The 12,819-nt window shown below is 75.5% G+C and carries 12 protein-coding genes; 4 read left to right on the top strand and 8 right to left on the bottom strand.

Going from position 1 to position 12,819, the window contains the following annotated elements; translation table 11 throughout:
• Nucleotides 1-534: an alpha/beta fold hydrolase gene (locus ABL57_RS01100; protein WP_047801603.1), complete on the top strand. Its 534-nt coding sequence runs from the start codon at nt 1-3 to the stop codon at nt 532-534.
• A gap of 94 nt (nt 535-628) precedes the next feature.
• Here the strand turns inward: ABL57_RS01100 and fmdA are convergent, their stop codons facing one another.
• The 5 genes from fmdA to ABL57_RS01070 form a co-directional block, all read right to left on the bottom strand.
• Nucleotides 629-1,882 (bottom strand): formamidase, encoded by a 1,254-nt coding sequence (fmdA, locus tag ABL57_RS01095; protein WP_047801602.1) that lies wholly within the window; start codon nt 1,880-1,882, stop codon nt 629-631.
• Nucleotides 1,883-1,924: 42 nt separating this feature from the next.
• The gene (locus ABL57_RS01090) at nt 1,925-2,209 is read right to left on the bottom strand and encodes an FmdB family zinc ribbon protein (protein WP_047801601.1); all 285 of its coding nucleotides are present in this window, start codon (nt 2,207-2,209) and stop codon (nt 1,925-1,927) included.
• A gap of 136 nt (nt 2,210-2,345) precedes the next feature.
• Nucleotides 2,346-3,773, bottom strand: coding sequence for an FAD-binding oxidoreductase (locus tag ABL57_RS01085; protein WP_047801600.1), 1,428 nt, complete (start codon nt 3,771-3,773; stop codon nt 2,346-2,348).
• Nucleotides 3,774-3,910: 137 nt separating this feature from the next.
• On the bottom strand, nt 3,911-5,722 hold the full coding sequence (locus ABL57_RS20535; protein WP_053004675.1) for a M23 family metallopeptidase: 1,812 nt from the start codon (nt 5,720-5,722) through the stop codon (nt 3,911-3,913).
• A 212-nt stretch (nt 5,723-5,934) separates the two neighbouring features.
• Nucleotides 5,935-6,459: a DinB family protein gene (locus ABL57_RS01070; protein WP_047801599.1), complete on the bottom strand. Its 525-nt coding sequence runs from the start codon at nt 6,457-6,459 to the stop codon at nt 5,935-5,937.
• A 192-nt stretch (nt 6,460-6,651) separates the two neighbouring features.
• Here ABL57_RS01070 and ABL57_RS01065 point away from each other — a divergent pair, with 192 nt between their 5' ends.
• Together ABL57_RS01065 and ABL57_RS01060 are read left to right on the top strand one after the other, a co-directional pair.
• Nucleotides 6,652-7,248 carry a hypothetical protein gene (locus ABL57_RS01065; protein WP_047801598.1) on the top strand — a complete coding sequence of 199 codons (597 nt, stop codon included), beginning with the start codon at nt 6,652-6,654 and terminating at the stop codon, nt 7,246-7,248.
• A complete protein-coding gene (locus tag ABL57_RS01060) occupies nt 7,245-8,819 on the top strand; it encodes an FAD-dependent monooxygenase (RefSeq protein ID WP_047801597.1) in 1,575 nt (524 codons plus the stop codon). The genes ABL57_RS01065 and ABL57_RS01060 overlap by 4 nt, the downstream gene beginning before the upstream one ends.
• Here the strand turns inward: ABL57_RS01060 and ABL57_RS01055 are convergent.
• Nucleotides 8,782-10,299, bottom strand: coding sequence for an MFS transporter (locus ABL57_RS01055; protein WP_047801596.1), 1,518 nt, complete (start codon nt 10,297-10,299; stop codon nt 8,782-8,784). The genes ABL57_RS01060 and ABL57_RS01055 overlap by 38 nt on opposite strands.
• 120 nt (nt 10,300-10,419) lie before the next feature.
• Here ABL57_RS01055 and ABL57_RS01050 point away from each other — a divergent pair, with 120 nt between their 5' ends.
• On the top strand, nt 10,420-10,965 hold the full coding sequence (locus ABL57_RS01050) for a TetR/AcrR family transcriptional regulator (protein WP_047801595.1): 546 nt from the start codon (nt 10,420-10,422) through the stop codon (nt 10,963-10,965).
• Here the strand turns inward: ABL57_RS01050 and ABL57_RS01045 are convergent.
• Nucleotides 10,949-11,536 carry a uracil-DNA glycosylase gene (locus tag ABL57_RS01045; RefSeq protein WP_160310760.1) on the bottom strand — a complete coding sequence of 196 codons (588 nt, stop codon included), beginning with the start codon at nt 11,534-11,536 and terminating at the stop codon, nt 10,949-10,951. The genes ABL57_RS01050 and ABL57_RS01045 overlap by 17 nt on opposite strands.
• 26 nt (nt 11,537-11,562) lie before the next feature.
• Entirely contained in the window at nt 11,563-12,819 is a 1,257-nt protein-coding gene (locus ABL57_RS01040; protein WP_047801593.1) for an FAD-dependent oxidoreductase, read from the bottom strand.

The following is a 12,819-nucleotide window of genomic DNA, read 5'->3' as shown; positions in this document are numbered from 1 at the left end:
ATGGTCCAGCGCATCCTCTTCCTGCACGGTGCCGGCTCCCAGCCCGCCCCCGGCGGCAATCCGCTCCTCGAGGCGGTGCGCAGGCAGTGGCCCGAGGCCGACGTCGTCGCTCCCGACCTGCCCCGCCCCGAGGACCCCGACCCCGAGCTGTGGCAGGAGGCGATCGGGCGGGCCGTGCGGGCCATCCCGGACGAGCCGTGGGCGATCGTGGGCCACTCCCTCGGCGGGTCCGAGGTCCTGCGCTTCCTCTGCCACCGCGTCCCCACGCTGCTGCAGCGGGTCGTGACCGTGGCCGCCCCCTTCTGGGACGCGGAGGACCCCGACTGGAGCGCCCCCGGCTTCCCGCTGCCGCCCACCGTGGGCCGCCGGCTCGCGGACCTGGAGATCGTGGTGGTCCACGCCGAGGACGACGACGTGGTCCCGCCCGTCCACGCGCGCCGCCTCGCCGAGCACCTGCCCTCGGCAAGACTCGTGCTGCTGCCCGCCGGCGGGCACCTGCCCACGTCCTGGACGGAGCAGGACCTCCTGCCCTGACCTGAGCCGGTCCAGGTCCCCGCCGGACGAACCCCCGGTCCCCGCCGGACGCAGGCGCGGGAGGCCGCCGACGGGCACCCGCACCACCCGCGGGTCAGGCTGCCGCGTGGGGCGCGCCCATGCCGCGGTCCACCTGGTGGGGTCCCGCCGCCGAGGGCCGGACGTCGAAGTCGAAGATCGCGGTGGGGATGTACACGGTCGCGCACGAGTTGGGGATGTCCACCACCCCGGAGAAGCGGCCCTCGATCGGCGCGGCGCCGAGCAGCAGGTACGCCTGCTCCGGGGAGTACCCGAACTTCGTGAGGTAGTCGACCGCGTGCAGGCAGGCCCGCTGGTAGGACAGCTGCGCGTCGAGGTAGCGCTGCTCGCCGTCGAGGGTCACCGACGTGCCGGAGAAGGAGATCCACTCGCTGTACTGCGGGTCCGTGTTGCCCGGCAGGAAGATCGCGTTCTCCGAGACCCCGTAGGTCTCCATCCCGCCCTTGATGACGTCCACGTGGAAGTCGATGAACCCGCCCATCTCGATGGCGCCGCAGAAGGTGATCTCACCGTCGCCCTGGGAGAAGTGCAGGTCCCCCACCGAGAAGTTCGCGCCGTCCACGAACACGGGGTAGAACACGCGTGTGCCCTTGGTGAGGTTCTTGATGTCCTGGTTGCCGCCGTTCTCCCTCGGCGGGGCGGTGCGGGCGGCCTCTCCTGCCACCCGGTCGACGTCGGAGTCCGGGACCCCGCCCAGCAGCGCGTCCTGCGGCTCCGGGGGCAGCGCGAGGGGCGGGACCCGGTCCGGATCGGTCGCGATGAGCGCGCCCTCGCGCTCGTTCCACCGTGCCAGCAGCTGCGCGGAGGGCGCGGTCCCCATCAGGCCGGGGTGGACGATGCCCGTGAAGGACACCTCCGGGACGTGCCGGGAGGTGGCCGTCTGACCGCGGAAGTCCCAGATCGCCTTGTAGGCGTCCGGGAACCGGTCGGTGAGGAAGCCGCCCCCGTTGGTCCTGGCGAAGATCCCGGTGTAGCCCCAGCCCTGTCCGGCCAGCGGCCCGGAGTCCTCCTGCGGGATCGGCCCGACGTCGAGGATGTCGACGACGAGCAGGTCGCCGGGCCGGGCCCCCTCCACCGCGAACGGGCCGGAGAGCTTGTGCACGGTCCGCAGCGGAGCGTTGAGGACGTCCTCGGCGGAGTCGTCGTTGACGATCGCGCCGTCGAACCACTCCCGGCAGTGCACCCGGAAGGTGTCCCCGGGCCGCACGGTCGCCACCGGAGGGATCTCGGGATGCCAGCGGTTGTGCCCGACGAGCTGCTGGTCCTCGAAGGACCGCGAGGAGTCGAGGGGAAAGATGAGCTCCGGCATGACGTGCCTCCTGGCGTGCGTGGCGGACGGTGCGGTGCCCCCTCAGGGGCGGGGAAGTCTGCGGTGGAGGGGGTTCGTGCTGTGCCGGGCGGGCCGCCGGGGCCCGGACGGCAGGGCGGCGACGACGTCCGGTTCGCCCGCGGTGGCCTCGGTGCGCTCGATGAGCCGCGCCTCGGGGGACCCGGCCCGGGAGAGCCCGGGCGCGCCCAGCAGCCGGCGCGCCGCGGTCCCGCACTCGGGACAGGACGCCTCGCGCCCGGCCGTGCCCATCCCCAGCAGGAGCTCGAACACCCCGCACGCGGGGCAGCGGTACTCGTAGAGCGGCATGCGCGTCACCTCTCGGCGCCGGGACCGGATGCCCCCGACCGTAGCGCTCGGCCCCGGTCCCGCGGAAGGGCGCGGACCGAGTGGCCGCGGAAGATGACGCGGCCGCGCCCGGGCCCGCCGGAGGGGCAGCGGCGGCTCAGCGGCGGCTCGGTGCGACGTTGAGGTTGAGCCGGAACAGGTTGCCCGGGTCGTAGCGGTCCTTGAGCCGGACCAGCCGCTGCAGCTTCTCCCGCCCGTACACCTGACGCACGGCCCGGTCCGCGTTCCCCGGCACCGCGGAGTCGGGACCGAGGAGGTTGAGGTACTGGCCGTGCTCGGCGAACGGCTGCAGCTCCGCGTGGACCCTCCGGGTGAACGCGGTGAGATCCTCGTCCTCCGCGGGGTCCTGCCGGACGCCGTGGGACGTCACCCAGTACGGCGCGGAGCGGTTGGGGAAGGCGGTGGCCTCCTCGGCCACCCGCCCGAACGCGCCTCCCAGGCGGTGGAGGTCGAGGCCGGCGCCCCGGTCGGCGATCCCGGACGCCAGGCGGACGACGACGTCGACGACCTCGTCGTCCAGCCGGCCGAGGGGCAGGTTCTGCCAGCGCCCGCGCGAGCCCTTCGGGAAGGCCCCGTCCCGGGCGCTCTGCCAGTCGAGCCACGGCACCGCCGCCACGTCCTCCGCATCGGGCGGGGCGTCGACCCGCAGCTCGTCGACCAGGGTGCGGCCTGCGACGTGGTCCTCCGCGACCCAGCAGAACCGCACCGCCATCGCCGGCTCGTCATCGGCCGCGTCCCCCGGTGGCCCGAGCCCGAAGGTGACGATCGGGTTCAGCTCGTCGGGCAGGTCGTGCGCCCACCGGGCGAAGGCCCGCAGGGCGCCCGTCCAGTGCGGCCGGCGGTAGCGGAGGCTGCCCGCGAGCACGAGGGCCGGCATCCTGCGGGCGCCGAAGGTGAAGGAGGACACCACCCCGAAGTTGCCCCCTCCCCCGCGCAGCCCCCAGAACAGCTCGGGGTTCTCCTCCTCGCTGGCGTGCAGGTGGTCCCCCGTGGCGGTCACGACGTCCGCGGAGTCGAGGTTGTCGAGGGTCAGCCCGTTGCTGCGGGTCAACCAGCCCATGCCCCCGCCGAGAGCGAGGCCCGAGACCCCCGCCGTGCTGACCGCCCCCAGCGGGACGGCGAGCCCGTGGGCCGTGGTGGCCCGGTCCAGAGCGCCGATGGTGGTGCCCGGCTCCACGCTCACGAGCTGGTTCGCCGGGTCGACGACGATCTGCCGCAGCCGCCCGAGGTCCAGCAGCAGGCAGTCCTCCATAGCGCCGGAGCCGGCCACCCCGTGCCCCCCGCCGCGGACCGCCAGGGGCAGGCGCATGCGCTGCGCGGCGGCCACCGCGAGATCGATGTCCTGCACGGAGCCGGCCCGCACGACCGCTCGGGGGCGGACGTCCAGCAGGCTGTTCCAGAACCGCCGGGCGCGGTCGTAGTCGGGGTCCCCGGGTGCGACCAACCGACCCGTCAGCCGTTCCGCCAGCTCCCGGAGCGCCCGGGCCGTCGTGTCCTCCGGGACCCTCCGGTGCGTGGTGCTCATCGCCATCACCCCCGCGCGGAAATGCGAACACCGGCGGCAGAATTCTAGTGCGCCTCGGAGCCGTCCGGGCCGGGGGCCGCGTCACTGCTGGATAACTCCGGGCCGCTCCCGGGAACGCGCACGGACCCGGCTCCCGGTCAGGGGGCGGGGACCTCCGCACCGGTGTCGCCGACCGGCGCCGCCGGGCCGGTCGGCTCGCCCGACCCGCCGTTCCCGCCCTCCGCACGGGGCTTGTCGGTTTCCCCGGCGGGCACCTTCACCGTCCGGGCGGCGGGTCGTCGCGGCTCCTCGTCCTTCTCGTTGATGAGACCGTCCCCGTCCATGTCCGGATCGACCTCGTTGCGCAGGCCGTCGCCGTCCAGGTCGGGGTCCTTCTCGTTGTCGATGCCGTCGCCGTCCAGGTCCGTGTCCTCGTGGTTGAAGATGTCCGTGCGGTCGGAGTGGAAGTCGCCGTCGAGGTTGTCGTCGTCGACGTCCGGAATCCCGTCCTTGTCGGTGTCCCGCACTGTGTCCGCCACGACGGGAGCGACTCCGGGTTCAGGGGTCGGCGAGATCCCCCCGGGAGCGGTCGGTGTCGGGGTCGGAGTCGGGGTCGGGGCCGGCGCCGCTTCCGGAGGCCCCGACGGCTTCGTGCCGGGCGCCGGGGCAGGCTGGAGCTCGGGCGCCGGCGGCGTGGTCGGTGAGGAAACAGGCGGCAACGGCTGCTCTGTGCCCGTCAGCGGCTCCGTACCCCTGGGCGGCGCCGGTGGGGTGGAGGGCACTGTCGCCGGGCCGTCGTCGGGCTGCTCCGGCGCGGGAGCAGGCGGTGGCGGCGCCGTGGCCTTCGTCGACTCGGCGGCCTTGTCGGCAGCGGCCTTCTCGGCAGCGGCCTTGTCGGCGGCGGCCTTCCGCGCCGCGGCACGCTTCTCGGCGGCCGCCTTCTGCTGCGCGGTCTTCTGCTCGGCCGCCTTCTTCTCGGCGGCCTTCTTCTCGGCGGCCTTCTTCTGGGCAGCCTTCTTCTGGGCAGCTTTCTGCTTTGCGGCGACCTTATCGGCGGCCGCCTTCCGGTCCGCGGCGGCCCGCTCCTCGTCGGTCTGCGGGACGGGGACCTCCAGGGAGTACTTGCTGCGGGACGCGGGGATCACGCGCATGCCGTCGACCCAGTCGAAGGACTGCGGGTCCACGGCCTGTCCGTCCACCCAGGTCTCGAAGTGCAGGTGCGGGCCGGTGACGCGGATGCCCGTGGCCCCGACCGCGCCCAGCTGCTCGGAGGCGGCCAGCCGGTCCCCGACCCGCACCCGGACGTCCTCGAGGTGGTTGTAGGTGGTCTTCAGCCCGTCCGCGTGGGTGACCTCCACGCGGTTGCCGCCCCACACGTCCCAGAACACGGCCGTCACCTCCCCGTCCAGGGCCGCCACGACCGGCAGACCCGCCGGGGCGGAGACGTCGGTGCCGTTGTGGAACTCCCGCCCGCCGCGGTCGGGGGCGATCCGCCAGCCGAACTGCCCACCGGGCAGCACGACCCCCGGGGACGTGGGGGCGATGAGCGTGTTGACGGGCAGCTCCCCCTGGTAGAGCCGCGGCGGCTGCCGTCCCGGGCGCACGGTGGAGACCCCGTCGCGGCCGCCCTCGCCGCGGCCCGCCCCCTCCCGCCACGATCCCTCGCCGGCGCCGCCGTCCCGGACCGGGGAGACCGAACGGACCTCCCGCAGCGGCCCGGCCGGCTGCGGCCGGCCGGGCCCGGCGGCCATCAGGCTCCACCGGCTCTCGGTCCGCTCCACCTGTTCCGCGGCCTCCGAGGGCGTGCCGAAGGCCGAGCCGCGCGCCGGGCCGGCGTCCGGGGCGATGCCGGAGCTGACCGCCACACTGACGGCGACCAGCGCCGAGAACGCGGTCAGGGCGGTGACCGGCGAGGCGGCGCGCCGGCGCAGGCCGGCGGTGGACGGACGGTGAGAGGAGTTGCGGGGCATGACGGTGTTTCCCCCAGGGAGTCGCCGACGGCGACGGCAGGAACGGAGCGGCGGAACGAGGTGCTGGGACTCAGCGTGCTCAGCTTAAGCGAACGGACGGTGACCACCGAGGAAAGGGCCGTCCCCACATCGGCGCCTTGTCACACAACGTCTCGATGCAAAGACAACCGCTTGGACCGGCGGCGCCGGGCCGCACGGGCTCCTGGCAGCCGTCAGTACGGCCCCGACCACCCGCCGTCGACCAGGCCCCGGACGTAGGCGGCCTGGCCGAGGTGCTGGGCGGCGTCGTCGACCGTGCTGACCAGGCGCACGCCCCGGGTGACGGGCGGGTCCCAGGACCGGTCCACGACCTCGTCGAGCTGCGCGTCCGTGAGGCCGCGCACGTAGTCCACGGTGCGCTCGACGACCGCGTCGAGATAGCCCTGGAGCAGCTCCGCGGACGGCACCCGGACCCGCGCCACGTCCTCCGGCCGGTGCCCGAAGCCCATCGAGGAGTCGGGCAGACGGAGGCCGAACCGTTCGTTCCAGCCCTGATCCGTCCACACCTCCTCGGTGCCGGCCAGACGGGCCACCTGCGCGTCCTGCTGCCGGGCCGCGTGCCAGACCAGCCACGCCACGGAGTTGGAGGTCCCGCCGGGCATGGTGTGCAGCACGCCGAGGGGGATGCCCTCGAGCACCTGCCGCGCCACCTGGGACGGGCGGCGGGCGGCGTCCTCGAACAGCTGCTGCGGCGTCATCGCGATCGCTCCTTCCGGCCCGGGCCGGGACGGGCCCTGTGTGCCGAGCCTACGTCCGCGGCGGCCGCGGCACGCCCGGGGGTCACGGCGGCCGCCGCAACAAAGCGGTGACTTCCCAGGTCGGGGCACGGGCCGGAGTCCACGGTCCTACCCTGGAGGCCGGACGTCCCCGAGCCGGAGGCGGATCATCCGATGACAGCACCACGCACAGCGCAGACGATCACCCGCCCGTTCCTGGGGACCGGACCGGCGGTCCGGGCCGTGGCGGGGTCCGTGTCCTCCACGGCAGCCCTGCTCGCGGAGCGGCGCCTGCACCAGCCGGCCGGCCACCGGGGAGCGCGCCTGGACTTCGCCGACGGGACGGGCTCCCGGGTCTACCGCGAGACCACGGTGGACGGCGAGGACCCGCGTGAGCCCGCCGTGCTCGTCGTCGTCTTCCGGCTGCGCGCGGTGCGGGGCCGGGGGCACACCCTGTTCCGGTGGGAGAGCGAGCTCAACACCCCGCTGTTCGCGGGCTTCCCGGGGTTCGTCTCCAAGCTCTGGCTGGCCCACGACGACCGGGGCCGCTACCGCGGCGTCTACGAGTGGGACGGCCCGGAGCGCGCCCGCGCCTACGTGCAGGCCCTCGGGTGGGTGCTCTCCCTGGTCAGCGAGCCGGCGTCGGTGCAGGCGGTGGTCTTCCCCGGGCTGCACCGCGACGAGGTGCTCCAGGAGCCGGAGCTGGTCGCGGGCCACGGCGCCCCCGCGTGGAGCGTGCTCACCGCGGTGGACCCGCCCCCGGGGCCATGACCCCGGGGGCCGGGGCGGAGGCCCCCACCGACGTGCTCGTGGTCGGGGCGGGCACGAGCGGCCTGGCCCTGGCCCTGCAGGCCCACGACTGCGGGGCACGGGTGCGGGTGGTCGAGCGCCGGACCGAGGAGTTCCGCCCGTCCCGGGCCCTGATCCTGCACCCGCGGACCCTCGAGGGGCTGCGCCCGCTCGGGGTCGCCGACGAGCTGCTCAGCCGCGCCGACACCGCCCCGGTGGTGGACCTGCACCTGGGTCCACGGGTGGTCACGGCCCGGCTCGACGACGTCACGCTGCCGGGCACCGCGTTCCCGCACCCCGTGCTGGCCCGCCAGGCCGAGGTGGAGGCCGTGCTGCGGGCGGCCCTGGCCCGGCGGGGCGTGACCGTGGAGCGGGGCACCGAGTTCGTGGGCCGCAGCGGGGAGCGGGCCGTGCTGCACCGCGACGGAGCGCTCGAGGAGGCGTCCTTCCGCTGGCTGGCCGGGTGCGACGGGCCGGGCAGCACCGTGCGCGCCGCCGCCGGGGTGACCTGGCGCGGCCGGCCGTACCGGCAGGAGATCCTGCTGGCCGACCTCGAGCTGGAGGGCCTGCTCCCGGGGCGGGCCCACGTGGCGGCCGCGGCGGGAGGACTGGTGTTCCTCTTCGCGATCGGCGAGCGGGCGCCGTGGCGGCTGCTGGCGACCACCCGCTCCTCGCCCTCCGGGGCGCCGTTCGGCCAGCCGGGCCCGCCCGTTCCCGAGGAGGAGCTGCAGGCCGTGCTCGACGCCTCGGGGCTGCCCGTCCGCATGCTCCGGGCGGCCTGGTCCTCCCGCGTCCGGCTCCAGCACCGCCTCGCCGGGCGCTTCCGGGAGGGCGACGTGTTCCTGGTGGGGGACGCCGCGCACGCCCACTCCCCCGCCGGCGGGCAGGGCATGAACACCGGCATCCTCGACGCGCTCAACCTCGGCTGGAAGCTGGCCTGTGCCGTGCCCCCGGTTCCCGGGGGCCCGGCGCAGGAGGTGCTGCTGGACACCTACGAGCAGGAGCGCCGCCCCGCGGACCGGCTGGTGCTGGCCCTGACGCACGTCCTGTTCTGGGGTGAGGCGGGCACCGGTCCCCTTCCCCGCGCCCTGCGCGGCCGTGTCGCCCCGCTGGCCGCTCCGGCCGCGCCGGCGCTGCTGGGGCGGCACCGGCTGACGGCGGCGGGGATGGGCGTGCTCGCCCAGTTCCACGTCCGGTACCGGGGCAGTCCGCTCTCCGTGACGTCGGGGCGGGTGCACGGCACGCCGCGGCCCGGGGACCGCCTCCCGGACGCGCTGGTGCGCTGCGGCGGCCGGGCCGTGCGGCTGCACGGGCTCACGGCGGCGCCGGGCTTCCACGTCCTGCTGGAGCGCTCGGCCCCGGGGCTGGACGCCGCGGCCCTCGGCGCGGGGCCCGGCACGCCGGGGCCGCGGGTGCACGTCCACCGGCTCGAGGACCGCCCGGGCGAGGGCGGCACGGTGGTGCGCCCCGACGGTCACGTGGGGCTGCGGGCCGGCCGGGTCGACGCCGAGCTGCTCAGCGCGTGGCTGGCCGCAGCACGCGGGCGACCGTGAGCCCGGCCAGGGCGACCAGCACGGTCATGACGACGGCCGTCCAGTGCATGCCCGCGGTGAACGCGCCGAAGGCGGCGTCCCGCACGGCCGGGCCCAGCGCCCCGGCGCCTTCGGCGATCTCGACGGCACCGCCGAGGGTCTCGTGCGCGGCGGCGGACGGGCCGGCGCCCAGGGCGGCCGGCAGGTCGAGGTGGCTCTGGTAGAAGGCGGTCAGCAGCCCGCCGAGCACCGCCGTGCCCAGCACCGCGCCGACCTCGTAGCCGGTCTCGGAGATCGCCGAGGCCGCGCCGGCCTTGTGCGGCGGAGCGGCCGTGAGCACAAGGTCGTTGGACAGCGTCTCGGCGAAGCCGATCCCGGTGCCGACCAGGCAGAAGGCGGCCAGGGCCACCAGGGGCCCGGCCGGGGCGGACAGGTCCGCCAGGGCGACCACGAGGAAGCCGGCCGCGGACACCAGCATGCCCGTGGTGATCACGGTGCGCGCCGAGAAGCGGCGCACCGCCCGCACGGCCAGGAAGCCGGCGAGGACGGTCAGGGCCAGGCCGGGCACCATGGTCAGACCCGCGGCCATCGGGTCGAGGCCGACCACGAGCTGCAGGTACTGGGTGAGCATGAACAGGAACCCGTAGAGGCCCACGTTGCCCAGCACGTTGACGGTCACCCCGCCCGTGAACTCCGGGGACCGGAACAGTCCCAGGTCCAGCACCGGGTGCTCCAGGGTCGCCTGGCGGCGGACGAAGAGCAGGCCCGCGAGCACGCCGAAGGCCGCGCTGAGCAGACCGTGGAAGAGCTCGCCGGAGGCGGTGGCCGCCTTGATGCCGTAGACCACCGGGGTCAGCGCCAGCATGGCGAGGAGCACGGAGGGCACGTCCACCGGCCCCGGGCGCGGGTCACGGGACTCCGGGACCAGCAACGGCCCCAGCACCAGCAGCGGGACCAGCACCGGCACGGACATCAGGAACACCGAGCCCCACCAGAAGTGGTTGAGCAGGAAGCCGCCGACGACCGGGCCCAGCGCCGCGCCCCCGCTGAAGCCGCCGGCCCACACCGCGATGGCGATCCGCCGCTGGGCGGGGTCCAGGAAGATGTTGCGCAGCAGCGACAGGGTGGCGGGCATGAGCATGGCGCCGAAGAGGCCCATGGCAGCCCGCCCCGCGACGAGCGCCTCGGCGGTGGGCGCGAAGGCCGAGGCCGCGGAGACGGCGGCGAACCCGGTGCCGCCGATCAGCAGCAGCCGGCGCCGGCCGATCCGGTCCCCCAGCGTGCCCATGGGCACGAGCAGGCCCGCGAGGACGAGGGGATAGACGTCCACGATCCACAGCAGCTGCTCGCCGGTGGGACGCAGGGCCTGGGAGATGGTGGGCAGGGCGAAGCTCAGCGCGGTGTTGTCCACCGACACGAGCAGGACAGGCATCATCAGGACCGCGAGCGCGGCCCATTCGCGCGCGCCGGCCGTGGGGCGGGGCGTCAGCAGAGTGGTCATGGTTCACCTCCGGGGGTCGGATCGGGTCACACAGCTCCGTAACTGTACCGTCTAGACGGTACAGTTATTGAGGGGCTGGCACAATGGGCGGCACATCCGATCCAGGGAGGTCTTCCTCACATGCCGCGCCCACCTGCGGCCCGGGACAAGCTCCTGGCCGCCTTCGAGCAGCTCGTCCTTGCCGAGGGCGAGCGCGCCGCGACCCTCGACGCCGTCGCCGGCGCCGCGGGGGTGTCCAAGGGCGGGCTGCTGTACCACTTCCCGCACCGCCGGGCCCTCGTGGACGCGACGCTGCAGCGGCTGGAGGAGCTGCTCCAGCTGGACCTCGAGGCGATGGCCGCGGCCCCGGAGGGCGCCGCGCGGTACTTCCTCGTCACGTCGCTGTTCGAGGACAGCCAGCTCGACCGGGCCCTCGTCGTGGCCTCCCGGCTGGCCCAGTCGGGGGACGAGAACGCCCGGGCGAGCCTGCAGCGGCTCGGGGAGGCGTGGTACGCGCTGGTCCTCGCCGACGTGGGTGACCCCGTGGTCGCCACCGCCGTGCAGCAGATGGGCGACGGGCTCTACCACAACGCCTCGATCGGGCTGCTCCCGGACGGCAGCGCGCAGCGGCACACGATCCTGGAGAACCTCCTGGCCGTGGTGGACCGGCTCAGCCCGCGTTCCTGAGGCCCGCGGCGCGGGCGGTACCGGCGGCCGTGCGCAGGGCCACCAGGATCCGCCGGTGCGTCTCGGCCCGGCGGTGCCCGTTGCGCGGCGACGGGTGCGGGACGCCGAGCACCGGCAGCAGCCGCTGCGGTTCCGCCACGGTGAGCAGCCGCATCATCCCGGTCAGCGCCGGGGCGCCGAAGGTCACGACGACGCGCAGCTCGGGCAGGGCCGCGAGCAGCTCCCGCAGGGCGGGCTGGGCCTCCGCGAGGTCGTCGGTGCGCGGCGGCCGGTGCCGGCCCGCCTCGTCGTGCAGCGCCCAGGGCACCACGTTCCAGCGCAGGTAGTCACCGCGCGCCAGCCCGGACTCCTCGCGCAGGGTCTTGAACAGCCGGGCGGTGGGGCCGGGGTTGTCCTCCGAGCTGAAGCCCAGGTCCCCGGCCGCCACGGTGGCCGGGCCGGGTGCCTCCATGAGCGCGAGCACGCGGGTGCCGGTGCCGCCGCCGTCGGGGTCGACCCACGGCACGAACCGGCCGCCCGCCCGCCAGCTCCGGACCAGCGTGTTGAGCGGGGCCACGTGGGGCTCGTCCACGCGGGCACGCCGATCCTCCCCCGCGCTCATCCGCCCTGGGCCCCGCCCCGTGCCCTCGCCCGGAGGCGGGGGTGGAGGCGGACGTGCTCCGGGCGCAGGCCCAGGCCGATGAACCGCCCGGCCAGGTGCGGCAGGACGGGCAGCGCCCGCACCAGGCCCACCGGCAGCGGCGGTTTCGGGGGGCCTCCCCCGGGCCGGGGCACGAGCCGGCGGGCCAGCACGAGCTGGAACAGCTGGGTCACCCGGGCCGGCCACGCGCGCCGTCGCTGCACGCGCGCCAGGTCCCGGGTCCGCACTCCCCCGTCCCGCAGCCGCGGTCCGAGGAGGTTGGCCGCGGCGACCGCGTCCTGGATCGCCAGGTTCACGCCGACCCCGCCGGCGGGGGACATCGCATGGGCGGCGTCGCCGAGGAACAGGATCCCGGGGCGCCACCAGCGGCGCAGCCGGTCCACCCGGACCCGCAGCAGCCGCACCTGGTCCCAGCTCTCGAGCGAGGCGAGGCCCTCCGCCAGCACCGGGGCGATCCCGCGCACGCGCTCGCGCAGGGCCTCGATGCCCTGCTGCCGCAGCGCGTCGTGCTGGCCGGCCGGGATGATCAGGGCCGCCTGCCAGTACTCCCCCCGGTTCAGGGCGACCACGGCGCCGTCCCCGGCGTTGAACAGCGGCGCCTCCCGGCCCGGGACCCGGGGCACCCGGAACCACAGGACGTCCATCCGCGAGGGCGAGGCGACCGGCCGCAGCCCGGCGGCCTCGCGCAGCACGGAGTCCCGCCCGTCCGTGGCCAGGACCAGCTCGGCGCGCACGTGCACGGGCGCCCCGGCGCGGTTGCGGGCGGTGACGCCGACGCAGTGCCCGTCCTCGACGAGCAGGCCGTCGGCGGGCGTGGAGCGCAGGAGCCGGAAGCCGGGCAGCTCCGCGCCCCGGTCGGCGAGGAAGTCGAGGAAGTCCCACTGCGGCATGAACGCGATGAAGGGGCACCGGACGGGCAGGCGGTCGAAGCGGCCGACGACCACGCTCTCCCCGCCGAGCCCGATGGTCGCCCGGTCCACCCGCGTGTGCGGCAGACGCAGGAAGCCGTCCAGCCAGCCGAGCTCGGCCATCAGCTCCGTGGTGGAGGGGTGGATCGTGTCCCCGCGGAAGTCGCGCAGGAAGTCGGCGTGCTTCTCGAGCACGACCACGTCCACGCCCTGGCGCGCGAGCAGCACCCCGGCCATCAGCCCGGCCGGGCCGCCGCCCACCACGCAGCAGGTGGTGGTGACGATCTCGGGAACGGCGTCGTCCAT

It is taken from the genome of Kocuria sp. SM24M-10 (assembly GCF_001027955.1).
Classification (GTDB): domain Bacteria; phylum Actinomycetota; class Actinomycetes; order Actinomycetales; family Micrococcaceae; genus Kocuria; species Kocuria oceani.
The sequence above is the reverse complement of the archived record's forward strand: the minus strand, read 5'-3'. Positions and strand labels throughout refer to the sequence as shown.